The sequence below is a fragment of the Anaerostipes caccae L1-92 genome (assembly GCF_014467075.1).
GTDB lineage: Bacteria > Bacillota > Clostridia > Lachnospirales > Lachnospiraceae > Anaerostipes > Anaerostipes caccae.
This window is the reverse complement of the sequence record NZ_AP023027.1, coordinates 2,283,716-2,307,926: the sequence shown is the minus strand read 5'-3', so window position 1 is coordinate 2,307,926 and position 24,211 is coordinate 2,283,716. Positions and strand designations below refer to the sequence as shown.

Below are 24,211 nucleotides of genomic sequence, written 5' to 3'. Positions count from 1 at the left end.
AAGGTTTCTTATGAATTGGTTAAATAAGCTGGAGAGGAAGTTTGGGAGGTTTTCTATTCCGGGACTTCCAAAGTATATTATTCTTTTATATGTCGTAGGGATCATGGTTCAGTTTGCCGCGCCGGAGCTGTACAGTCAGTTTACGCTGAATCCATACCTTATACTGCACGGACAAGTCTGGAGGATTTTTACGTTCCTTCTGATCGCACCGTCTACCAACTTGTTCTTTATGATTTTTGTACTGCTGTTTTATTATTCTATCGCATCATCGCTGGAACAGGTCTGGGGAAGTTTCCGATTTACCATGTACTATATGATTGGTGTGCTCGGGACCATTTCAGGAGCATTTCTTACATACCTGATTCTTGTCTTATCAGGGGGAGAGTTTAATGCCATGTTTGTGCAGATGGATACCTTCTATCTGAACTTATCTCTGTTTTTGGCCTATGCAATGATGTTCCCGGACATGCAGGTATTGTTTTATATGATCATTCCGATGAAGGTAAAGTGGCTGGCATATCTTGACGCCGCATACCTGTTTTATACATTTTTTATTGCAACAGACTTTACAGTTACGGGAATTTCGATTAAAGTATCAATAGTAGTCGCTTTGCTGAATTTTGTTCTGTTCTTTTTCTCAACAAAGAAAATGAAGGCAAAGGGAGCGATGTTCGGCCAAAAGGTAAGACAGAGAAAGAGGAAAGCACAGTTTGGGGAACCTGCCGGACACGTGGAGCCGAAAAAGAACGGCGCCAGGCATGAATGTGCCGTCTGCCACCGCACAGAACTGGATGATCCCACGTTGGAATTCCGCTATTGTTCAAAGTGTGAGGGTAATTATGAATATTGTCAGGATCATTTGTTTACACATGTCCATGTGAAGAAAGATAAATAAGGAAATAATTAATTTTTTATAGATTAATTTATTATACATTGTTATGAAAAGGAGATTAACTATGCTGACGAAAAAAACAAAAATTGTTTGCACAATGGGGCCTGCGACGGATGACGACGCGGTGCTCAAACAGCTGATGCTGGAAGGAATGGATATTGCGAGATTAAACTTTTCTCATGGTGACCATGAAGAACAGCTTGGAAGGATCAAGAGGATTAAAAGATTCCGTGAAGAACTGAATATTCCGATTGCGATCTTATTGGATACAAAAGGACCGGAAATCCGTACCGGACTTTTGGATACAGACGGAGATGTGGAATTAAAAGAAGGACAGGAATTTGTTCTGACCACAAGAGATATCAAAGGAAATGATTCTATCGTAGGAATTACATACGAAGAGCTTCCTCAGGATGTTGCAGAAGGCAACACGATTCTGATCGACGACGGGCTGATCGAGCTGAGAGTCAAAGAGATCAAAGACGGAACCGATATCGTATGTGACGTAGTTAACGGTGGATTTCTGGGAAGCCGCAAAGGGGTCAACGTACCAAATGTGCGTGTAAATCTTCCTTCTATCACAGAAAAAGATAAGAGCGACATTGAATTCGGACTGGAAAACGGCATTGATTTCATCGCTGCCTCATTTATCCGAAATGCTGACGCAGTAAATGAGATCAAAGAGATTGTGAAAGCTCACAATATGGAAGTAGGCGTCATTTCTAAGATCGAAAATGTAGAAGGTGTAGAAAATATCGAGTCCATTATCCAGGCTTCTGACGGAATCATGGTAGCCCGAGGTGATTTAGGTGTGGAAATTCCAGCAGAGGAAGTTCCTTTCATGCAGAAAGCCATCATCAAAAAGTGCAACAACGCATTTAAACCGGTAATCACTGCTACTCAGATGCTGGATTCCATGATCCGCAACCCTCGTCCTACGAGAGCAGAAGTAACAGACGTTGCCAATGCGATCTACGATGGTACCGACGCGATCATGCTTTCCGGGGAGACTGCAAAAGGGAAATATCCTGTGGAAGCAGTCAGGATGATGAATCAGATTGCTATCTCAACAGAGCTGCACCTGGATACGAAGATCAAGGATTTCCGTTCTATCTATGTGAGCCGGGGAATCTCAGCGGCAGTTGCTTACTCCGCAGTACAGACTGCCCATAACATCAATGCAAAATGTATTCTGGCTTCCAGTATGTCAGGATTTACGGCAAGAATCGTATCCAAGTTTAAGCCGGATGCACAGATCATCGGATTATCTCCGGATGAGGCTGTCGTGCGCAAAATGCAGCTTTACTGGGGCGTGCGTCCGTTCAAATCTCACAAGGCGTCATCTACGAGGGAACTTTTGGATGAGGCTACGGAGATCGTATTGAGTGCAGATCTTGCTCAGGAGAATGATATTCTCGTTCTGACCGGAGGCGGTCCGGCAGACCACCGCGGAAAAGGTGTGACAAACATGCTGAAAGTTGTAAAAATCGGCGAATAAAAAGGATCAGGGGGTGTGAAAACATCCCCTTTTTGGTAAGGTGAATATATGAAGGCTGCTGAAAAGTTTTACATATCGGAAATTTTAACGATAACGAAAGAAAAGTTAATAAAGCGGATTGTAAAAGGAAAGAGCATTCCTTCGCTGTATTGTATTACGCTTCCTCTTGGAAACGTGGGAGTGCTGGAGATTTACGAATACCGGGAACTGCTGAAAGATTATTACAGAAAAAAGGATGTCACAGTCGTGGGATGTGCCGTGTCAAAACAGGATGCTTTCGTGGTGCTCAGAAGGATTGTGGAAGACATCAGACAACAGGATTCCATGTTTCGGATACCGGAATTTTTTGAAGAGGGGTGAGACGATGGCAGCTTTATGGATTATTTTAAAAATCATAGGAATCATTCTTCTCTGTATCTTCGTGTTCCTGCTTCTGATCTTGTTCGCACCGGCAGGCTACCGCGCCCGGGGAGTTTACAATGGCTGGGAGAAATGGGCCAAAGCCAGGGTATCATGGCTTTTCTTTTTTCTGCGAATGAAGGTGTCATGGAAAGAGGGAGAGGAACCGGCGGTATCTTTAAGGATCCTGGGATTTCCTGTCTATCACTCGGATGAGGAAAGATGGTCGCTGCTAAACAGGAAAGCGGCTGATGATGTGGTAGAAATCAGAGAATCTGGGAAGGATATAAGAGACCGGGCAGAAGTGCCCCGGGAAGCAGCCGGACACCCGGCTGATTCAGAGACAGGCTTTTCAGGGGATATTCTGGATTATACCGGAGACGGTCAAGAGTTTGACTCTGTCATAGAAGAACCGTCCGGGAAGCTGCCGCTCAGAAAAAGGGTGAAAAATTTCTTTCAAAGATGTTATAATACAGGTAAGCGTCTGTATCGGAGAATAAAAGCTGCCTTGAAACAGGCAGAATCTTTCAAAGAACTGCTGGAAGATGAGGAATTGATCCGTGTAGTCAAACGCTTATTTGGATACGGAAAAAAAGGGATCAGGCATTTTCTGCCGAAGAAATTTTCGGGAGACGTGGCTTTCGGCTTTGATGATCCCGCCATGACAGGACAGACACTCGCTGCTGTCAGTGCTTTTATGCCGCTGTTTAACGACAGACTGTCTGTGGAGCCGGATTTTACGGAAGCCAGATTTGAGGCCGCACTGACAGTTTCAGGCCGGATATACGCGTTTCATTTTCTGAAGATCTTATGGGATGTTTACCGCGATAAGGAGCTTTGGAGACAGAAGGAACGCATTATGAGAACAATAGGAGGTTAGTTTTATGAACAAAGAAAAGTTTAATGAGACCGTGGACTCGTTATTTCAGGGAATCGAAGGATTTATGACTTCAAAAACCGTAGTTGGAGATCCCATCTATGTGAAGGATACGATCATTCTGCCTCTGGTAGACGTCTCTTTCGGCATGGGAGCCGGGGATTTCCGTGGAGACAGGAAAGCCAGGGGATACGGAGGTATCGGGGGCAAGATGACGCCAAGTGCGGTTCTTGTGATCCGTGACGGACAGACGAAGCTTGTGAATGTTAAGAATCAGGAAACGATTACAAAACTATTGGACATGGTTCCTGATGTGATTGACAAATTTACAAAAAAAGAAGAGACACTGGAAGATATAGTAGAAGACTTAGAGAACGAACGATAACCTCCCTAAAATACCTTGTATGAACAGAAATCTGTAATACAGGGTATTTTTTATTCAATACTTTGTGTTGTTCTGCATATACTAGCTAATAAGCTTAAATCAGGTGTGTATGTATGAAACGTGTTTGCGGAGTCGCTTTTTTCTTTTTTGGCCTCGGGCTGTTTATCGGAATGTTCATCCAAAGAGATTTTACACAGTTTGCAATGACCGGGGTGAGTATCACTCTGTCTTATTTTCTGTTTTTTCAGTAAACAGAAGGAATCTTATCTGAAACGAAAAAAAGAGCCGGATATTCCAGCTCCCTAGGTTTATAATAATCGGGAAAGATTACGCTCTTTCGACTTTACCTGATCTCAGACAAGAAGTACAAACGTACATTTTTTTAGCTGCACCGTTTACCTTCACTCTTACAGATTTGATATTTGATTTCCACATCTTATTTGATCTTCTATGTGAATGACTGACTGCATTACCAAAATGAGCGCCTTTTCCGCAGATAGCACATTTTGCCATGTTAGCACCTCCTTAACTCGATCTTATCCCTCTCCGGGACTGACAACTATTTCATTCTACCAGATTGATTTCTAAAAATCAAGAAGAAATTCTCTTTTCTTTTTCAGAGGTAAATAGTATAATCTAAGTAGCGTTCCGGGTAAAATGAGCTGTGTGGGCGCACAAGAATACGAAGTATGGAGGTAAAGCGATGAAAGGACATATGAATACGAAGAACGGCGAGATTTCTATCGAAAATCAAGTGATTGCCAAGTATGCCGGGATTTGTGCCCTTGGTTGTTTTGGTATTGTCGGCATGGCAATGGTCAATATGAAAGACGGAATCGTAAAGCTGCTGACCAGAGATAATATAAGAAAAGGTGTTTTTGTCTCTGTGAAGAACAACAAAATTTCCATAGATTTTCACATTATTGTTTCTTATGGTGTATCCATTTCTGCGGTAGCGGACAACCTGATGTCTTCTGTGAAATACAGGGTAGAAGAGTTCACCAGTCTGGAAGTGGAACGGATCAATGTATACGTTGAAGGTGTGAAAGATATAGGATAATTACGGAGGCAGGATAAATGAAGCAGATTGACGCAGCTTTGCTCAAAAAGATGTTTATTGGCGGAGCGAAGAGACTGGAAGCTCATAAAGAGCATATTAACGAATTGAATGTATTCCCGGTGCCCGACGGCGATACGGGAACCAATATGACGATGACGATCATGTCGGCGGCAAAAGAAGTCGGTGCGATAGATGATCCTACGATCGAGGAGCTGGCAAAGGCTATCTCGGGCGGATCATTAAGAGGAGCCCGAGGAAACTCAGGGGTGATTCTGTCCCAGCTGTTTCGGGGCTTTACAAAACAGATCAAATATTTGGACAGACTGACAACCAGAGATGTGGCCGCGGGCTTTAAGAAGGCTGTGGACACTGCCTACAAGGCGGTTATGAAGCCGAAAGAGGGAACGATCCTCACCGTTGCCAAGGCGGCGGCAGACAGCGCCCTGAGATCGGCAAAGAAGACAGACGATTTTGAAGAGTTTGCCCAAAATGTCATGCAGGAAGCCAACACAGCACTCCAGATGACGCCGGAGATGCTGCCTGTTTTAAAGGAAGCCGGGGTTGTGGATTCCGGCGGACAGGGACTCCTGGAAGTTCTTCAGGGAGCCTATGATGTTCTTCTCGGTAAGGAAGTGGATCTGAAAGTTGAGCCGGTTTCCAGACCGGTGCAAAAACCGATGGGAGCCGCATCCGGAGAAACGGCGGATATTACATTCGGATACTGTACAGAGTTTATTGTCATGCTGGACAGAGAATTTGGTTCGGCGCAGGAACAGGAGTTTAAGGATTATCTGACCGGTATGGGAGATTCCATTGTAGTCGTGGCGGATGAAGACATCGTGAAGGTGCATGTCCACACGAATCATCCGGGTAAGGCTATTGAAAAGGGACTTTCTTACGGTGCACTGACCAGCATGAAGATCGACAACATGCGGGAAGAGCATGAGGAGCGCCTGAACCTGAGCCGTCAGGCAGAGGAAAAAGAACCGGCTCCGAGAAAGGATATGGGATTTGTTGCGGTTTCAATCGGAAGCGGTCTCAACGACATATTCAGAGAACTGGGGGCAGATTATCTGATCGAAGGCGGACAGACCATGAATCCGAGCACGGAAGATATGCTCAATGCGATTGCTCAGGTCAATGCGGATCATGTGTTCATCCTGCCGAATAATAAAAATATTATACTGGCTGCCCAGCAGGCGAAAGCCCTCGTGGAAGAGAAAGAGATCATTATCATTCCGACCAAGACGGTACCGCAGGGGATTTCTGCTTTGATTGCATTTGAGGCGGAAAGCAGCGTGGAAGAGAATGAGGCTGCCATGACCGAGATGATGAACGGTGTAAAAACCGGAGAAGTCACTTACGCAGTCCGTGATACGACCATTGACGGCAAGACGATCAAAGTCGATGATATTATGGGGATTGACGACAACGGCATTCAGGAAGTTGGGAATGATGTAGAAGCGGTGACGCTGGGACTCCTTCGCAGTATGGTGGACGAGGACAGCGAACTGATCTGTATATACTACGGGGATGAGACGCCGGAGGAGAAGGCTGTGAAGCTTTCGAAAAAGGCAGAGGAACTGTATCCGGACTGCGAGGTCCAGATGGAATATGGAGGACAGCCAATTTATTATTTCCTGCTGTCTGTAGAATAAGAAAAGAATGGACAATCAAAAGGGAGCAGATACTGTTCCCTTTTCCTTTTCCACGGGGAGGTCCGTATTTATAGAGGAGTAGTTGATTTATGAACGGGGATACAAATATCCAATGCCTGAAGGGGATCGGTGAGAAAACATATAACGGATTTAAAAAGCTGGGAGTCGAGACTGTGGACAGCCTGATCACTATGTATCCCAGATACTATCTGACCTATGAAGACCCTGTCCTGCTCTCTGAACTGACGGCAGGAGAGAGGGCCGCAGTACAGGTGAGGATTACATCAGATGTGAATATCCGATATGTAAGAGGATTAAAGATTGTCTCCTGTCTCGGAAGGGACAGTTCCGGCACTATGACATTTACTTGGTTTAATATGCCATACTTAAAGAAACAGATTCACCGGGGAGAGGACTATATTTTCGTTGGGACAGCGGTTTTTAAAAACGGCCGTCTGATGATGGAGCACCCGGAGATTTTTAAAGAGGAGGATTACAGCGCAAAGCAGCAGACTTTACAGCCGGTCTATCCGCTGACATCGGGGATTACGAATAAAACAGTGAGCAAGGCCGTCATGCAGACGGAGGAGTATATAAAGGGTATCCGGGAATATCTCCCGGAGCAGATTCTTAAAAAATACCGTCCGATGGATTACAGTGAAGCCATCTGGAATGTCCATTTTCCAAGGGACAAACAGACGCTGGTGGAGGCGAAAAAGAGACTGATCTTTGATGAATTTTTCATTTTTATGGCGGGGATGAACCTGATGAAACAGGAGCACCGGGAGGAAAAAAACCGTTATCCGATCCCGGTATGCGGCGAGGCGGACAGGCTGATCCAGTCGCTTCCTTATGAACTGACCGGAGCACAGAAAAGGGCTCTTCTGGAGATGCAGAAGGATTTAATGGGGGAGAAGGTCATGAATCGTCTCGTACAGGGAGACGTGGGATCAGGGAAGACGATCCTTGCGGTGATCCTTCTTCTGATGTGCGCGAAGGCCGGGTATCAGGGCGTTCTGATGGCTCCGACAGAAGTGCTTGCAAGCCAGCACTACGAGACCTTTCAGGAACTTCTTGGACCGTTCGGCGTGTCTGCGGCGCTGCTCACAGGATCTGTAAAGGCGAAAGAAAAGCGAGAAATCTATCAGGGAATTAAAAACCATGAGTATGATATTGTTATCGGGACCCACGCCCTGATTCAGGATGCTGTGGAGTATGACCGGCTGGCTCTGGTTATCACGGACGAGCAGCACAGATTCGGGGTCCGGCAGAGAGAGATCCTTTCAAAGAAGGGGAAGGAACCCCATGTCCTCGTTATGAGTGCCACTCCGATACCGAGGACCCTGGCGATCATTATGTACGGAGATCTGGATGTGTCCGTCATCGATGAGCTGCCGAAGAACCGTCTTCCAATTAAAAATTGTGTTGTCAATCAGAGTTACCGTCCGAATGCGTATCGATTCATGGAGAAGCAGGTGGCAGAGGGGCGGCAAATCTATATTATCTGCCCAATGGTGGAGGAAAGCGAGGCCATGGAGGGTGAAAATGTGATTCAGTATGCCAATATGCTGAGAGAACAGTTTCCTCCCAGTATACAGATCGGGGTGCTTCATGGTAAAATGAAACCAAAGGAAAAGCAGAAGATTATGGATGAATTTTCGGAGCGCAGCATCCAGATCCTGGTGTCTACCACAGTTATTGAGGTCGGTGTCAACGTGCCCAATGCCACGGTCATGATGGTGGAGAACGCCGAGCGGTTCGGCCTCGCCCAGCTGCATCAGCTGAGAGGCAGGGTGGGGAGGGGAGAACACCAGTCCTACTGTATTTTTATGAGCGGAGTAAAAAAGAAAGAAACGATGGAGCGGCTGGAAGTGTTAAATAAGTCCAACGACGGATTTTACATTGCCAATCAGGATCTGAAGCTCAGAGGACCGGGAGACTTTTTCGGAGTCCGTCAGAGCGGGATGATGGATTTTGTCCTGGCCGATATTTATACCAATGCAGATCTTTTAAAACAGGCAAGCGATGCAGTACATCAGCTGTGTGAGGAAGAATTTGATTTCTCCACATTAAAAAACAGCCGTCTGGAAAAACAGATTTCGCTTGCCAACAGGATATAAAGGAGGTTCGCTATGATTCGTGTACGTTTGCGGTTTACGGGAAGAGTCCAGGGAGTCGGATTCCGGTATTTTGCACAGATGAATGCCGCACAGTTTCATGTGACAGGATGGGTGAAGAATATGTATGACGGTTCTGTCACTGCAGAAGCCCAGGGAACAAAAAAACAGATTGAAGATTTTATAGAATCCATGAAGCACGGCCATCGGTTTATGCGGATTGACCATGTAACAGCTGAAGAATGTCCGCTCTGTGAGGGAGAAAAGGACTTTAAAGTAAAGTATTAAAATTCCAAAGAAAAAAATGTTATTCCATGTAAAAACTCTCAGTGTATCTTTTGTGTTATTAAACATACTATCTTCGTAACAAAAAACAACAAAAGAAACGGAGGTCTTTCAAAATGGAAGAACGTACTTCAGCAAACAGCAAAGGAAACAACAGAGTGGAAGTTCCAGAGGCTAGGGAAGCACTGGACAGATTCAAATTCGAGGTTGCTAATGAAATCGGTGTAGACTTAAAAGAAGGATACAACGGACATTTAACAACTGCTCAGGCAGGTTCTGTTGGAGGAGAAATGGTTCGTAAAATGATCCGCAGACAGGAAGAGGAAATGTCTGGCCGTTAGTTAACGGATACAAACGAATCAGTTTTTACTCGTAATTTCGATGAGAGAACGAAAGAAAAAAGAGGAGCAATCAGAGCGTCAGTTCTGACTGCTCCTTTTGCATTTCAGGACACAAATCTTTGCAATGTTTTTCGTAAGGAATTGGTATTTTGTTTTTTTCAGTCTCATGTTCTAATAGTAGTACAAGGTGATGACAAGAAAACTTAAATTGAGGTGCATTATGGAATTCATAAAAAAACATAACATTAAAACCGGAGTTGCCGCAAAAGACTGGAGGGAAGCAATAGGAAAGGCAGGACAGGTCTTACTTGATGAAGGGAGCATCGAGGAGGAGTATGTGACACAGATGATCGAAGCGGTTCAACAGCTGGGACCATACATCGTAATTGCTCCGGGGATCGCTTTTGCCCATGCAAGACCCTCTGATCTGGTGAAAAAAGAATGTCTGAGCATGATCACGCTGAAACATCCGGTCAGTTTCGGGGCAGGGGAAAATGATCCTGTGTATGTGGTATTTGCATTTGGTGCCACTGACAGCACTGGGCATTTAGAAGGCTTGTCAGAGATTATACGTTTTTTGGAACAGGAAAAGAATCTGGAAAAACTCCGGGCAGAGACAGACAGTGAAACAATTTATCAGCTGATGAACTGCAAATGATCAAAAGGAGGGAACGAAAATGAAAAAAATAAAGATTTTAGCAGTCTGCGGATTTGGTGTGGGCAGCAGCATGGTTTTGAGGATGAAGATTGACGATCTGATGAAAAAACATCAGATTGCCGCCCAGGTGTGCACCGCAGATGTTTCTACGGCGGCGTCTGAACCATGTGATATTATTTTCACATCGAAGGAAATTGGGAAACAGCTTGCGGGCAAGGTTCAGGTACCGATGATTGAAATACAGAATTTTCTTGACATGAAGGAACTTGAAGAAAAAGGATTACATTCGGTTAAAATGCTGATTGAAAAGAGATAGGAGGAGAGAATATGGCAGTGATAAATTTTATAGTAAATGATATTTTCCGGCAGCCGCCGTTGTTTTTAGGGCTGATTGCCCTGGCAGGGCTTCTGCTGCAAAGAGCATCTTTCAGTGACATTATGAAAGGAACAGTGAAAACCATACTGGGTGTAATTGTATTGATGAAAGCGGTCGATATTATTTCGGCATCCATGGCACCGCTGGCCGCAGCATTTACCAAAATGTTTGCAATACAGGGAGACCTGGGGAAAAGTGCTCCGGGGATGAATGAATTTATTGTCCAATATGGATCTCTCATTGGTCTGGTGATGGTTCTGGCGTTTATTTTAAACTGTCTGACGGCAAGATTTACAAGGTTTAAGAGCATTTTTCTGACAGGACATATTTTTTTCTGGATCGCTTTTATCAGTGTGGCGGTAGGTGTGGAAGCACAGCTGAAAGGAACGGTGCTGATCGTCATGGCAACGCTGGCCACTACCGTTTATATTGTGGCGACTCCCTGGCTGATCCGTCCTTTTGTAAAACAGGTGACAGGAGATGATACTTTTACGATCGGCCATTCCTGTGTAGGGTTAAGCATCCTTGCCGCATACATTGGGAAACTGTTTGGGAATAAAGAAAAGTCCACGGAAGATATCAAGGTGCCGGAGTCCCTGGATTTTTTGAGGGAAACAACCATCACAACAGGGATCGTCATGTTTTTAATCTATACGGTGGTGGGCATCATCATCGGTCCTGCGGGAAGGGAAGCGGCTTTTGGGGCAGGAAACGGCGCTGCGGCCAGCGGTATTGTATTCGGTTTGATGCAGGGACTTACATTTGGTGCAGGACTTACGGTGCTTCTCACCGGGGTGCGGCTTATGCTTGGAGAACTGATCCCCGCATTTCGGGGCATTGCACAAAAATTGGTTCCCGATGCAATTCCGGCTTTGGACTGCCCGATGATATTTCCGTTTGCGCCGAATGCAACACTCATTGGGTTTGTGGTATCCATGATCGCTTCTATTGCAGCCATTGTGCTGATGGGGGCCAGCGGAATATTTTCCGTAGCTGTTATACCGCTGACAGTAGCCTGTTTCTTTGATGTGGGTCCTGCCATCGTCTTTGCAAATGCTACAGGAGGAAGAAGAGGAGCCGTTCTGGCATCGATCGTCTGCGGATTTTTACTTATTATCCTGGAAGCGGGATCTATCATGATTCTGGCACATACGGTTCCGGATTTTGTACAGGCATTCGGAGGAAATGATTTTTCAATACTAGCTTTGCTTTTGAGAGGTATCACAAAGATTTTTGGACTTTAAAAGGGGTATTATTATGAAATTGGGAGTGCATTTATCAACTTTTATGAAACAGTGGCAGGAACCGCCGGGTCCATGGATCAGAAGAGCGGCACAGCTTGGATATGACGGTGTAGAAATCCCCCTGCCTGATCCTTTTGAGGTAAAAAAGGAAGAGGTTCAAAAAGCTCTGAATGCTTCGGGGATCTTGTGTACATGCGGTACCGGGCTGAATGTATCTGCGGATATATCCTCAACAGATCCCGATGTGAGAAAAAATGGCATCACGCATATAAAAAGATGTCTGGAATTGTGCTCGGAATTTGGCAGTGACACACTGTCAGGAGTGCTGAATGCGGCATGGGGAATGACGGCAGACAGGGAATGTATGAAAGACCGGATAAAGTATTCAAAAGAATTGTTATATAAACTGGGAGATTATGCAGAAAAAATGGGGGTGGTTATGGCCCTGGAGATTCTGAACCGTTACGAAGGATCTATGTTTAACACTGTTTTGGAAGGGAAAGAATTTGTGAATGATATAGGGCATCAGAATGTAAAACTGCACTTCGATACCTATCATGCACATATAGAAGAAGCAGACATGGAACAGGCTTTAAGAGACGGAGCAGGGCATATCCGCCATGTACATATGGGAGACAATCAGAGATCCTATCCCGGCAGCGGGCAGATTGATTTTTTACAGGTGTGCCGGGTACTGGATGAGACAGGATATGACAGATGGCTTACTCTGGAATGTTTTGTGGCACCGGGAGGAGAAGTGGCATCGGGAACTTACACATGGAGGAATACAGATACAGACGGAATCCAGACTGCCAAAAAAGGTCTGTCATTTATGAGGGAGATATTAAAGGAGATAAGATAAATGAAGGATATAGTGACAACAACGGAGGTACGGGAACTGTTGATCTCGCTGGCTGATTTTTATGAAGAGAAAAAGGAAGAGTTATCTTCCTATGATGCTGTAATCGGAGACGGGGATCATGGGATGACTCTTGCGAGAGGATTCGCAGCCGGAAAAGAGGCGATAGAAAACATTGCTGCCGAAGATGCCGGTATATATTTTAAAATGTTTGGACGAAATCTCATGGGAGCTATGGGAGGAGCTATCGGACCTTTATTCGGGAGTATTTTTACGGAGCTTGGGAAAACATGCATGGGGAAAAAAGAAATTGGGCTGAAAGAGTTTACAGATGGATTTGAACAGGCGCTCTTAAAAATCATGGATCTTGGAGGGGCTGTGCCGGGAGACAAAACAATGGTGGATGCTCTGGAGCCGGCTGCTGCGGAATTGAAGAAATCGAAAGAAGAAGGGGTCAGTCTTTTAGAGGGAATGAAGAACGCAGTGACGGCGGCCAAGAGGGGCATGAAGGAGACTGTTTCCATGGAAGCAAAGAGAGGGAGATCCCAGTATCTGAGGGAAAAGTCTGTGGGTCATCAGGATGCCGGAGCTACGTCAACGTATTTTTTGTTTAATAAGATTTCTGATTTTATATCTGGAGGAAATTTATGAAAAAATTTATCAACGATGTGTCTTCTATTGTGGATGATACGATAGAAGGATTTATAAGTATATACGGGGATATTGTAAAGAAGGTACCGGACAGCCGGGTGATTGCACGAAAAAATATAAAACAGCAGAGAAAAACGGGAATCGTGATCGGCAATGGAGCCGGACATGAGCCAGCCTGCATCGGATTTGTCGGTGAAGGAATGCTGGATGGAAATGCATATGGGGATATTTTTTCTGCCCCCGGACCAATGCATCTTCTGTCAGCTATAAAAGAGGCGGACACAGGCAGCGGAGTGCTTGTGCTTATCTCTAATCATGCCGGAGACGTGATGAATTCAGAGATGGCCGTGGATATGGCAAAGGAAGACGGAATTGCAGTGGACAGTGTTCTTTTATATGACGATATTTTATCGGCTCCGGCTTCACAGTTCAGACAGAGACGGGGTACTGCAGGAACTGTTTTTACATACAAGATTGCAGGCGCCTGTGCTGAAGAAGGGAAAGGACTTTTGGAAGTAAAAGAAATAGCTGAGAGAACAAGGGACCGGACAAGGACGATAACAGCAGCTCTCTCTCCGGGTATCTCACCTCTGAGTAAAGAGCCTATGTTCCAGATCGGGGAAGATGAAATACAGATGGGGATCGGAGTGCACGGAGAAGCTGCGGCCTGTGTGATGAAATATGAATCTGCCCAAAAGACGGCTGTATTTATGACGGAAAAGATACTGGAGGACATGGAGTGGAGCGAAGGAGAACGGATGGCAGTGTTTGTCAACGGATGCGGGAGGACTACCTATATGGAATTAATGATTTTTTATAACGAAGTCAGAAAATTTTTAAAATCAAAAGGGATTAAACTTCTGCGGCCATTGACAGGAAACTTTGTGACCACACAGGAAATGGCTGGGATTGCCCTTTCTGTCTGCCGAATGGATCCAGAGATGGAAACATATTGGAACCGGAAAACGGACACAGCAGCGTTTCCGTGGTAAGGAGGAAAAATGAAGGTAGGGTTAATCAGCATTGGGTACGGAAACTTTGAATGTGGGATTGCCGGAGAACGCATGGAGGAGACAGATGCATTTATAACACAACACGGCTATGAGGTTACGTCTTTTCATAAAGTGCTGACAGATAAGAGTGAGATTAAAAATGCTGTGAGTAAACTGGAAAATGAGCATGCAGACTGTTTGATCCTGCAGTGCGGAACGTTCTGCGGAGGGGAAGAAATCCTTGCTTTAGCAGCCAAAATACAAAGACTTCCGGTTGTTCTCTGGGGATTTCCTGAACCGGAGGCTGGAAAATATGAAAAAATTGCAGTTAATTCTATGACGGCTTTCTTAATGGCATCAGGAATTTTTCAAAAAATGGGAGTGAGATTTGAATTTATGTTCGGTTGCCTTCCAAACGTGTCTTCTCTGCTGTTAAACCATCTGAAAGCCCTGAACGTCTGCTTAATACTAAAACAGAGCAAATTTATGACCATTGGAGGAAGAGCACCAGGCTTTTATTTTTCATCCGCAGACGAACTGAAATTTCAGAAAACATTTGGGACTCAGATATGCCGAAGTTCTGTGGAAGATCTTGTGAAGCGCTGCAAATCATGGGACAGTCAAAAGACCTTGGAAGCAGCTGAAAAGATAGTAAACAGATACGGCAGCTGCCGGCTTGACAGGCAGCAGATTGACAAAGCTGCCAGGATGTATCTTTCTCTTAAGGAAATCAAAAAAGAAACGGGAACCGGCGCATTTGCCGTAAGATGCTGGCCGGAAATGCAGGACTTCTATGATTTTGCTCCATGTGCAGTTCTTGGAATGCTTGGAGATGAGGGGATTATATGCTCGTGTGAGGGAGATATTCCAGGGCTTATGACTATGTACATAGGGCATCTTTTGTCGGGCAGCAGCGTGTTTTTTGCGGATCTGGTCAATTACAATGAAAATGGAAATTTAAAATTCTGGCATTGCGGTTGTGCACCGGTTTCGCTGGCAGAAGATCCTGAAAAGACACAGATTTCTATTCAGCCGACATTGGCGAGAGAAGTTGGTGCCGCTTCATCGTTTGGACTGAAACACGGGGATGTTACGGTGTGTCAGTTAAAAGAGACGGACAGAGGATATCTGTTTTGGAGAGCTGCCGGAACATCAGAGGAAAAGGACCGGATGGTCAGCGGAAACCAGATGGATGTAAGAATGAAAGGTTCATGGGAAAACATCCTTAACTCGCTTGTCTGCCATGGGATCGGACAGCATTTTACTCTGGTCTATGGAGACATAAAAGAAGAATTAAATATACTGCTTCGGTGGCTGTTTGTGGATTGTGTAAATGTATGACATTTTGACCAGTTTTCCGGCTTGCTGTCTCAGAGATGTAAGATTTTCTAACTTTCAGCAAAGTCTCTCCGGCGGCCCGTTCGGAACTCGCTGACGCTCAGACAGCCTCACTGTGCGATGCACACCGCCTCCGAGACTTTGCTGAAAGAAGAAAAACTAACATCTCTTCGAATGCAAGGCCTCCAAAATGGTCAAAATGGACGTAATATCTGCTGGAGCAGGCTGCTTAGAAATCAAAGGTGCCACCTGTGATAGTTTTTCTCTATTGTCGGAATGAGGCCTGTTAAGAGCCGACTGGAGATAATGGAGAAAAACTCATACCCCATAGGACACACCGCATTTCATACCCTTCGGGTGAACGTGTTTCGCGCGATAAAGTATAGGAGGAAATATGGCTGAATTTTTATACGGAGGCGGATACTACCCTCTGCTTGAGAAAAAAGAAAATTGGGAAAGGGATCTGGATTCCATGAGGAAGGCGGGAATTAACATTGTAAGGACAGCCGAACTTTTTAATACATGGGACCGGATTGAACCAAGAGAAAGGGAATTTAATTTTGACTTTTTGGACGAATTCTTTGATCTGTGCGGCAGAATGGAGATGAAAATCCTGCTTGGAACGGGAACTTGTTCGCCGCCTTTGTGGTTTCGGAGAAAATACCCTGAATCAGTAATCATAAACAGCAAAAAGATACCATATGCAGCGCATGCATCCTACTCATGGACGTGTATTGATCATCCGGGATACCGCAGTGAGGCTGAGAGATACATCAGGACGCTGACAGAAAGGTATCAGGGGCACAGGGCTCTTTATGCCTACCAGCTTCACAATGAGGTCGGATTTCCATTTATGTCAGACGGTCAGGACAGAGTGGATATTTACTGTTATTGTAAACATTCCATTCAGCATTTCCGGGAGTGGCTGAAAAAGAAGTACAAGGATATTTCTGCACTGAATCGGGCGTGGACGTGGAGTGCAACCAATACCGTCTGCGGGTCTTTTGAAGAATGTGAGCCTCCGGAGGCAAAGCCGGAAGTGTGGAGTTCTGTGACACGTTGGATGGATTGGAGATTGTTCTGGATGGATAATTTTACAGAGTTTATCCGCTGGCAGGACCGGATTATCAAAGAGACTGACCGCAGGCATCCGACCACAACCAATATTTTTTATCATAAAAGTCAGGATCCGTTTGGAGTGATGATGGGACTGGATCAGTTTGAAATGGCAAAGGCTGCTGATCTTGTCGGCTATGATCTGTATCCGGGGAGCGGAGATAAATTGAGGGAGCGGCCTGAATTTTCTTCCATGTTTCTGGATCACGGAAGAAGTATTACAAGGCCTTTAAAAAAACCTCTGTGGATCCATGAACTGGAGAGCGGACCGATCAACGGATGGATGTTAGGCCCACATACCAATACACAGAGGGAAGAAATCCTGAGAAACGGGTTTGAGTGCATTGGGCATGACGCAAAGTTTCTGCTGTATCAGGGATGGAAAGAATGGGAGTTCCAGCCGCTTCACTGGGGCGGCATTGTGGAATTGGACGGAGAGGAAGGCTGCCGGTATGAGGCAGCAAAAGAAATTGGAGGTTTTCTGAAAGAGAACGAAAAGTTTCTGATGGAGGCGCAGGTGCCGAAAGGACAGGCGGCGCTTCTTGTGTCAAAAGAAAATGCTGTTATTTTAAATGGTGTAAATCAGGAGTCGTTTTTGGCAAAAGCCTTGGCAGGAGCTTATAAAGCATTTTATGAGCTTGGATATCAGGTGGATTTTGTCACGCCCGAACATCTGGAGAGCGGATATGCCAAGGACTATCCGGTGATTGCAATGCCGTTCCTCACTTATATAACAGGTCAGACGGCTGGATACTTAAAGACCTATGTGGAAGAAGGCGGCATATTGATCGGAACAGCCAGGTGCGGCATGACGGGGACCCATGGGTGGTACAATCAATGTGTTCCGCCTTTTGAACTTCGGGAAGTGTTTGGAGTACGGGTTTTGGAAACAGAGGCGGGATCAGACCCTGAGCTTACGATGGACGGACAAAATTATAAGGGTTACTGGCATAAAGAAAAGCTTTTGCTGTCTGAGGGCACAGAGGTGACAGCCGGATTTTTTGATGATACACCGGCAGTCACACGGAAGAAAAATAAAAAAGGAACGGCTGTATATGTTGCCACCCAGGCCGATGCAGGATACAGCGCCAGGGGTAATCAACTGTATAAAGAGCTGCTGCGAAGAGAATTACATGGGATTGCCCCGGACATCTCCATTGCTTATACAAATAAGCGGCATAAAGAGCTGGACGGACATATTTTGAAAGCCGGGAAGAAAGGAATGGTCATCATTGCAAATTATGTGGAAAAAGACCGTGAAGCAGGATTTTTCATACGTGGAAAGAAACATGCCAGGGTATGGCTGAACAAAAATCCGGGAGTGATAAAAAGTATATACACGCGTACTGGAAAAGAGATTTTATTTACGGAAGGCGCAGGCGGATATTATTTTTCTTATGAATTTACAAAAGGGCAGCCTGAGATCTTCCATCTTGTATATGAATCATGAGGAAAGGAAGATTCAGGGAGTTTATGTCTTTTGTTGCGGAAGATAAGAAAATTGTAGTACACTTATGTAAATGAAATATTCAGTCAAAAGAAGTGGAGAGAGGGAGCGGAATGATTTTTCTGACGCCGAGACAGGCAGAAATCCTTCAGTATTTAACGAAAACGGGGGAATATGCCAGATGGAAGGAACTGGCTTTGAAATTCCGGGTCAGTGAACGGTCTATCCGGAATGACAGTGTCTGTATCAGGGATTACTGCCGGGAGAAAGGATATCTGTTTGAAAGAAATTCAAAGAAAGGAATCCGCATCGTGGCCAGAGTGGATGAGGCGGATCAGATTTCCGGAGAGGCTGTGCTTTCACGGGAAGAGAGGATCTATACTATTTTGTTTGAATTGTTCTGGCAGCCGGGCTTTGTTACAATTGAGCAGCTGGCATCAAAGCTTGAGGTGAGTAAAAATACGGCGGTCAGTGACATTGCAGGTTTGGAGGAGATGCTGAAAAGATATTCTTTTGAGCTGTACCGGAAGCCTAATAAAGGGATAAAGCTTTTGGGAGAAGAGCATGATATCAGGAATGGTTTCTGGCACGTTTACTATGAAATTAATCAGTCACCGAGAAAAGAATGGTATCTGAAACCGCTGAGAAGGATCGGGGAAGAATATCAGGTCAGGAGGATACTTTGTCTGGCGGAGTCTTCTATGGGCATTACATATTCGGATGTTTCTCGGGAAGAGGCAGAGATCTGCCTTGCTTTCTGTCTGAAAAGAATCAGCCTTGGTTTCTGCATAGAGGGTGGAGACTTTCAGCAAGAAGGACCTGAGGAGAGGATCCTTAAGATGCTGTTTCCGGACCGGATGCAGATCGGAACACCGGATCTTTTTTATATGGGCAAGATTTTAAAAAGCGGGAAACTCTTGATGGATATTAACCATAATGATTTTGAAAATGTGGAGTTGGAATACCGGCTTTTTGCAGTTACCATTATACAGGAATGCGAAAATGAACTGAAGGTCCCGCTGTCCAAAGACGAATTCTTAATGAAGGGGCTGGCTGTGCATCTGAAAATAGCTATGTACCGGCTGAGAAATCAGCTTGTGATAGATAACCCTCTGATGGTTGATATTCAGTATCGTATTCCGTTTATTTATGAGATGGTAAAAAAAATTATTATAAAAAATCAGAGGAATTATCAGATTGTATTTCCGGAGAGTGAAATTGCATATTTAGCTGCCTATATCGGGGCGGCGTTTGAGAAATCCATGCAGGGGGCATTTGTCCCGGAAGTCATTGTTATATGCGGCTGGGGAACTGGCACATCGTCACTTTTAAAAGCAAGACTTTCCCTGCAGTTTCCTGAGATAAAGATCAAAGCAGTCATCGGAAAAAATCAGCTGGATTTTTATGATCTGGAGCAGGTGGATCTGATCATATCCACAATTCCTCTGAAAGAGAAAAAGATCAAGTCGGTCATTGTCAATCCGCTGCTGGACTTGAAAGATATGCAGAAGATCAAGGATAATATTTATCAGATCTCTTATGAAAAAGAGTGCAGATATCTGATGAGAAGGCTGCAGGATAAAAAACAGGAAGAAAGAGAGACCCTTGCCGGTTTTATTGGACAGGACCTGCTTTTCTTTGAAGAGGCGGCAGGAAAGGGATGGAGACAGATTATTAAAAAAATGGGAAAGCATCTTGAGTGCAGAGGCTGTATATCTGAACAATATACAGAAGATGCCATAGCTTCTGTGGATGAATGGGGCCCCTACATGGTTTTTATTCCAGGAATTGCTTTCGTCCATGCAGGACCGGAACATGTCCGTATACCAGGCGCGGCACTTACTGTGCTGGACCAGGAAATTCCTTTTGGGGAAGAGGGGAATACTTATGTAAAGTGTATTGTTATGTTTGCTGTGGAAGACGAGGGAAACCGTCTGCTCACTGATCTGGTATCTATTCTGGAGCGGGGAGACAATGTCAGAAAATTACTGGAAGCAGAGGCTGCAGATGATCTGCAGATGATTTACTAGGCAGGAAGCCCATGACCCGGGTTTCCTGCACTTTTTAATTTCTTTGTTATTTAGTTGACAAATTATCTGAATATAATACAATAGTAGGGAGAAAAAACAAAGGAAGATAAAAAAATGCGAGTGATTTCAGGAAAAGCCAGGAGTTTAAGGCTTAAAACAGTGGAAGGAATGGACACGAGACCGACGCAGGACCGCATTAAGGAAACGCTGTTTAATATGATCCAGCATGAAATTGCGGGAGCAGAGTTTCTGGACCTGTTCGCAGGCAGCGGAGCCATCGGAATCGAGGCTCTGAGCAGGGGATGTAAGCATGCTGTATTTGTGGAAAAAAACAAAAAAGCGGCTGCCTGTATTCGGGACAATCTGATACATACAAAACTTATAAACGACGCTCAGGTCCTGGAGACAGATGTCATAAGTGCATTGAGGAAGCTTGGATCAGAGAGCAGGAAGTTTGACTATATTTTTATGGACCCTCCTTATAACAAAGGAATGGAGAGAGCAGTGCTTGCCGAACTGGATCATTTGGATCTTTTAAAGGAGAACACCCTGGTCATTGCGGAATCCAGCTTACAGACAGAGATTCAGGATGAGTTGTTTGAGCATCTGAAGGTTCTGAAGATAAAGGAGTATAAAACCAACAAGCATACTTTTTTGCAGAAAGTGCAGGAGGGCTGAGAAATGAGCATTGCAGTGTATCCGGGAAGCTTTGACCCGGTAACTTATGGGCATTTGGATATTATTAAACGTTCTATCAGAGTTTTTGATAAACTGGTTATAGGGATTTTGCTGAACAGTGAAAAAAATCCTTTATTTTCAATGGAAGAAAGAGTGGAATTTCTCACGGAAGCCACAAAGGATATGGAGAATGTTGAAGTGAAATCTTTTTCCGGCCTGCTGGTGGACTTTGCACGTGAAAATAACGCGGATATTACGGTCCGCGGGCTCCGCGCTGTTACGGATTTCGAGTATGAACTGCAGATAGCCCAGATCAATAATAAGCTGGACTCCAATCTGGATACGATGTTTTTTACCACCAGTACGGAATACGCATACTTAAGCTCTACGATCGTGAGGGAGATCGCATCCTACCACGGAGATGTCAGTGAACTGGTGCCTCCGTATGTGGAACAGAAGCTGAAGCAAAAATTTAGAGAAAGAATAGAGGGAGAAGCATGAGTGAGAAATATTTGCATGAAATGATCGATGATATTGAAATTTTGATCGATGAGGCCAAGCCGGCAAGATTTAATCCGGGGAAGGTTGTCATCGACAGGGATGTGCTGATCACTGTCATTGAGGAATTGAGAAAACAGATTCCGGGAGAGGTTGAGCGCAGCCATAAGGTTATGATGAACAAAGACGCTATCCTGGAAGATGCCAGGATCAAGGCCCAGAATATCGTAGACCAGGCGGCCAGAGAAGCCGGAGAGCTGATCGATGAGAATGAGATCGTAGAGATGGCAAAAATGCGTGCAAAGGAGATGGAAGAAGCTGCTTTAAACCACGCAAATGATGTCATTCACAATGCCAATGAAGAGGCTGAACAGGTAAGATACGGCGCACTGCAGTACACATGCGATATTATGGAAGATGTCCAGGACTACATAACAAAAGTAAAAGAGGGTCAGCGAAGCCTTTTTGATCAGCTTTTATCAACCTTGGACAGTGATATAGAGTCAATCAGCACCAACTATGAGGAAATCCGGCAGCAGCTTGACGGGGCTTCCCGGACGAAGGTGAGAACAGCCGAAGATTTCGTTTCACAGGAAGAGGAATAGCATGCCGCTGCTTATGCATGCAAAGATCATCTTAAATATAAAATAGCTTTTCATAGACAGCTGTGATTTTTGGCAGACGCTCTTGACCTGTGCCAGGCTGCACAGGCCGCCGAAAGAGCTGACGGCAAGGATTGCGGCTGCTTTTTGTCTGAAGCCCAGGGACAGAAAACTCACATGGGAGATCCCTGTTGTGATCTCGAGCATTCCGATGACCGGTGCCGTGATATAGGAGGGCAGTATGCCGCTTTGAAGAAGAGAAGATACGATGGAAAATACCATGATAAAAATACCGATGGTAAAAATCGTCTTCAAACTGTCAAAAACAATCTCGTCAAAGGATTTGATCGCCGCAGTCCTCGGGTGTTCCTGATGCACGTGTAAAAATCCTGTGCCTCTGAATTTCCATAAGATGAAGATAAAGTACAGGAGATTGGGCATATAAAGACAGAAAAAATAAAGGGGTACACTAAGGGTCCCTTTTAAGATCAGGGTCAGCGTAAAGCCGATGGAAAACATCGGGCTTACATTGTTGCAGAGCACAAGAAGGGATTCCCCTTCTTTTTTTGTATAGGAACCTGAAAGCACCAGATCGCTGATGATCTTGCCGCCCAGAGGATAGCCGCACAGGAAGCCCATAAGGATTGTATATGCCAGATCCTTGTTCAGCCATGGAAATAGTTTAAACAGAGGATAAAACAGATAGGAAATATAGTGGACCGTCTGGTATTTCATCATAAGGTTTGTCAGAAGAAAAAACGGCAGGAGCGTGGGCACGATGGTTCCGGACCAGAGAAGCAGGCCGTTTTTGGCGCCTGCTACGCACTGTTCCGGAAATAAAAATAGAAGGAACGCAGTTAAAATCAAACAAAACTGATAAAAGTATTTACCCATAGAAAAACCCCCTGTCCTCTTAAGCCTATGAGGCGGACGGTTATATTATGATTTGTTCTTCTTTTACCTGGGTCTTAAACTTTGACCGGAGCATCATTTGATAGAGGGCATCTGCTTTTTGTTCTGTCTGAAGCATCTGTAACTGGACCTTGGTAAGCGGGTCGTCAAGCGGTCTTAAATGCCGGACCATCGGCCAGGTTTTTTTCTTTTTTATTTCCCGGATCAGAGAGGAAGCCTCTTTTTTAAAGCCGAGGATCTGAAAATACAGGGGCTGTTCTGAGCGGGTATAGCTGTCCTTCATCTCCTGCTTCATGCCGAGGAGGATGTGCAGGAGTCCCCGGCTGATACGGCTCCAGGTCAGGCTTTTATTTTTGACGGCTTCGATCTGACAGGAAAATGGCCGGCCCGGAACGGCCATACGGATCAGGCGGTCACTCAGATCCTTTGAAATGTCCCAATAGTCCTCAAAGGAATCTTCCATGCAGAGTTTATAAGACAGCAAATCAGAAAAATCATCAAGCAGGATGGGAAAACAGCGCCGGTAATCTTCCCGCAGAATCGGGTGCAGATTTTTCGGAATGCTCTCCAGACACTTGCTAAGGCCGTCAAAAACAGCCAGCTGTGACCGAATGGCGGAGGCAGAACTGATGCTGCCCGTCAGATCAAGACTCCGGTGGCTGCTCTGTTTCCTCGGGATACAGAACGGATGGATGCTGCTGTTTCTGCGTTTCAGCGCCATCAAATATTCGAGTCCCAGAAGGTTGTTTGGCTCTCTTAGGATATCGGCGTCACTCTTGGAACAGCCAAGTGAGAGAAACGCTTTTTCTCTCGCTTTAGGATAGGAAATGCCGGTCTTTAAATATAACTTAATCTGTTCCGTGAGGTCATCCTCTCTGTCCGACAGAAAGCTTCCGAGGGAGATCAGACGGCTCAGAGAACCGCATTCGCTCCCAAAAGAGAGAATGTCGATCACACCGAGACCTTCCAGGAGGGAGACACTGCCGTCTGCAAAATACGGGGCGCTGCCGGAGGAAAACCAGAGCGGCAGTTCCAGCACCAGGTCAGCTCCGTTCATGAGGGCCATTCTGGCTCTTGTTTTTTTTTCGATGACGGCCGGGCCGCCGCGCTGTACATAATTTCCGCTCATCAGTGCAATGATATAATCAGCCCCTAAAATGCGCTTTGTCTCTTCGATATGATAAAGATGTCCGTTGTGAAACGGGTTATACTCACAGATAATTGCCGCAGTTTTCATTGCTGCTCTCCTTTCTTTTGTGAAATCATTATAACAAAGAACTTAAAAAAGGTAAAATTGC

At 45.1% G+C, this 24,211-nt stretch carries 25 protein-coding genes and 1 pseudogene; 23 read left to right on the top strand and 3 right to left on the bottom strand.

The genetic code is table 11. From position 1 onward, the window contains the following. Window positions 1-10: 10 nt before the first annotated feature. From ANCC_RS11265 to ANCC_RS11240, 6 genes are all read left to right on the top strand, one after another. Entirely contained in the window at window positions 11-895 is an 885-nt protein-coding gene (locus ANCC_RS11265; protein ID WP_006565882.1) for a rhomboid family intramembrane serine protease, read from the top strand. A 61-nt stretch (window positions 896-956) separates the two neighbouring features. Then, on the top strand, window positions 957-2,390 hold the full coding sequence (gene pyk, locus ANCC_RS11260) for a pyruvate kinase (RefSeq protein WP_182483074.1): 1,434 nt from the start codon (window positions 957-959) through the stop codon (window positions 2,388-2,390). A gap of 48 nt (window positions 2,391-2,438) precedes the next feature. Continuing rightward, the gene (locus ANCC_RS11255) at window positions 2,439-2,750 is read left to right on the top strand and encodes a hypothetical protein (RefSeq protein ID WP_006565880.1); all 312 of its coding nucleotides are present in this window, start codon (window positions 2,439-2,441) and stop codon (window positions 2,748-2,750) included. Window positions 2,751-2,754: 4 nt separating this feature from the next. Then, window positions 2,755-3,669 carry a DUF2953 domain-containing protein gene (locus ANCC_RS11250; RefSeq protein ID WP_006565879.1) on the top strand — a complete coding sequence of 305 codons (915 nt, stop codon included), beginning with the start codon at window positions 2,755-2,757 and terminating at the stop codon, window positions 3,667-3,669. Between the two features lie 4 nt (window positions 3,670-3,673). Then, entirely contained in the window at window positions 3,674-4,051 is a 378-nt protein-coding gene (locus ANCC_RS11245; RefSeq protein WP_006565878.1) for a GerW family sporulation protein, read from the top strand. Window positions 4,052-4,164: 113 nt separating this feature from the next. Beyond that, window positions 4,165-4,302, top strand: coding sequence for a hypothetical protein (locus ANCC_RS11240; protein WP_006565877.1), 138 nt, complete (start codon window positions 4,165-4,167; stop codon window positions 4,300-4,302). Between the two features lie 76 nt (window positions 4,303-4,378). On the opposite strand, the gene rpmB is transcribed toward ANCC_RS11240, so the two are convergent. Next, on the bottom strand, window positions 4,379-4,564 hold the full coding sequence (rpmB, locus tag ANCC_RS11235) for a 50S ribosomal protein L28 (protein ID WP_006565876.1): 186 nt from the start codon (window positions 4,562-4,564) through the stop codon (window positions 4,379-4,381). A gap of 190 nt (window positions 4,565-4,754) precedes the next feature. Here rpmB and ANCC_RS11230 point away from each other — a divergent pair, with 190 nt between their 5' ends. From ANCC_RS11230 to ANCC_RS11150, 17 genes and pseudogenes are all read left to right on the top strand, one after another. Then, on the top strand, window positions 4,755-5,111 hold the full coding sequence (locus ANCC_RS11230; protein ID WP_022260796.1) for an Asp23/Gls24 family envelope stress response protein: 357 nt from the start codon (window positions 4,755-4,757) through the stop codon (window positions 5,109-5,111). 17 nt (window positions 5,112-5,128) lie between these two features. After that, a complete protein-coding gene (locus tag ANCC_RS11225; protein ID WP_006565874.1) occupies window positions 5,129-6,769 on the top strand; it encodes a DAK2 domain-containing protein in 1,641 nt (546 codons plus the stop codon). Between the two features lie 89 nt (window positions 6,770-6,858). After that, on the top strand, window positions 6,859-8,889 hold the full coding sequence (gene recG / locus ANCC_RS11220) for an ATP-dependent DNA helicase RecG (RefSeq protein WP_006565873.1): 2,031 nt from the start codon (window positions 6,859-6,861) through the stop codon (window positions 8,887-8,889). Between the two features lie 12 nt (window positions 8,890-8,901). After that, entirely contained in the window at window positions 8,902-9,174 is a 273-nt protein-coding gene (locus tag ANCC_RS11215) for an acylphosphatase (protein ID WP_006565872.1), read from the top strand. A 113-nt stretch (window positions 9,175-9,287) separates the two neighbouring features. Continuing rightward, window positions 9,288-9,512, top strand: a complete 225-nt coding sequence (locus ANCC_RS11210; protein WP_006565871.1) for an alpha/beta-type small acid-soluble spore protein — start codon at window positions 9,288-9,290, stop codon at window positions 9,510-9,512. Window positions 9,513-9,732: 220 nt separating this feature from the next. Further along, window positions 9,733-10,170: a PTS sugar transporter subunit IIA gene (locus tag ANCC_RS11205; protein ID WP_050754274.1), complete on the top strand. Its 438-nt coding sequence runs from the start codon at window positions 9,733-9,735 to the stop codon at window positions 10,168-10,170. Between the two features lie 19 nt (window positions 10,171-10,189). Further along, a complete protein-coding gene (locus ANCC_RS11200; protein ID WP_006565869.1) occupies window positions 10,190-10,486 on the top strand; it encodes a PTS sugar transporter subunit IIB in 297 nt (98 codons plus the stop codon). An 11-nt stretch (window positions 10,487-10,497) separates the two neighbouring features. Further along, window positions 10,498-11,790 carry a PTS ascorbate transporter subunit IIC gene (locus tag ANCC_RS11195; RefSeq protein WP_006565868.1) on the top strand — a complete coding sequence of 431 codons (1,293 nt, stop codon included), beginning with the start codon at window positions 10,498-10,500 and terminating at the stop codon, window positions 11,788-11,790. A 13-nt stretch (window positions 11,791-11,803) separates the two neighbouring features. Further along, entirely contained in the window at window positions 11,804-12,652 is an 849-nt protein-coding gene (locus ANCC_RS11190) for a sugar phosphate isomerase/epimerase family protein (protein ID WP_039946196.1), read from the top strand. Then, window positions 12,653-13,300 carry a dihydroxyacetone kinase subunit DhaL gene (gene dhaL / locus ANCC_RS11185; RefSeq protein WP_006565866.1) on the top strand — a complete coding sequence of 216 codons (648 nt, stop codon included), beginning with the start codon at window positions 12,653-12,655 and terminating at the stop codon, window positions 13,298-13,300. Beyond that, a complete protein-coding gene (locus ANCC_RS11180; RefSeq protein ID WP_006565865.1) occupies window positions 13,297-14,292 on the top strand; it encodes a dihydroxyacetone kinase subunit DhaK in 996 nt (331 codons plus the stop codon). Before dhaL ends, ANCC_RS11180 begins: the two co-directional genes overlap by 4 nt. Window positions 14,293-14,301: 9 nt before the next feature. Continuing rightward, window positions 14,302-15,633 (top strand): L-fucose/L-arabinose isomerase family protein, encoded by a 1,332-nt coding sequence (locus ANCC_RS11175; RefSeq protein WP_006565864.1) that lies wholly within the window; start codon window positions 14,302-14,304, stop codon window positions 15,631-15,633. Window positions 15,634-16,024: 391 nt separating this feature from the next. After that, on the top strand, window positions 16,025-18,196 hold the full coding sequence (locus ANCC_RS11170) for a beta-galactosidase (protein WP_006565862.1): 2,172 nt from the start codon (window positions 16,025-16,027) through the stop codon (window positions 18,194-18,196). A gap of 110 nt (window positions 18,197-18,306) precedes the next feature. Beyond that, window positions 18,307-20,223 carry a BglG family transcription antiterminator gene (locus ANCC_RS11165; protein ID WP_156340470.1) on the top strand — a complete coding sequence of 639 codons (1,917 nt, stop codon included), beginning with the start codon at window positions 18,307-18,309 and terminating at the stop codon, window positions 20,221-20,223. Window positions 20,224-20,328: 105 nt separating this feature from the next. Beyond that, window positions 20,329-20,901, top strand: a pseudogene (gene rsmD, locus ANCC_RS11160) (16S rRNA (guanine(966)-N(2))-methyltransferase RsmD); the annotation flags it as partial. A 3-nt stretch (window positions 20,902-20,904) separates the two neighbouring features. Further along, complete coding sequence (gene coaD / locus ANCC_RS11155) at window positions 20,905-21,402, top strand: pantetheine-phosphate adenylyltransferase (RefSeq protein ID WP_006565858.1); 498 nt, start codon at window positions 20,905-20,907, stop codon at window positions 21,400-21,402. Next, window positions 21,399-22,004: a hypothetical protein gene (locus ANCC_RS11150; RefSeq protein WP_006565857.1), complete on the top strand. Its 606-nt coding sequence runs from the start codon at window positions 21,399-21,401 to the stop codon at window positions 22,002-22,004. Before coaD ends, ANCC_RS11150 begins: the two co-directional genes overlap by 4 nt. Here the strand turns inward: ANCC_RS11150 and ANCC_RS11145 are convergent. Further along, the gene (locus tag ANCC_RS11145) at window positions 21,987-22,895 is read right to left on the bottom strand and encodes a hypothetical protein (protein ID WP_006565856.1); all 909 of its coding nucleotides are present in this window, start codon (window positions 22,893-22,895) and stop codon (window positions 21,987-21,989) included. The two genes, ANCC_RS11150 and ANCC_RS11145, sit on opposite strands and share 18 nt — an antisense overlap. Window positions 22,896-22,935: 40 nt before the next feature. Then, complete coding sequence (locus tag ANCC_RS11140; RefSeq protein ID WP_006565855.1) at window positions 22,936-24,150, bottom strand: tRNA(Met) cytidine acetate ligase; 1,215 nt, start codon at window positions 24,148-24,150, stop codon at window positions 22,936-22,938. Window positions 24,151-24,211 lie beyond the last annotated feature (61 nt).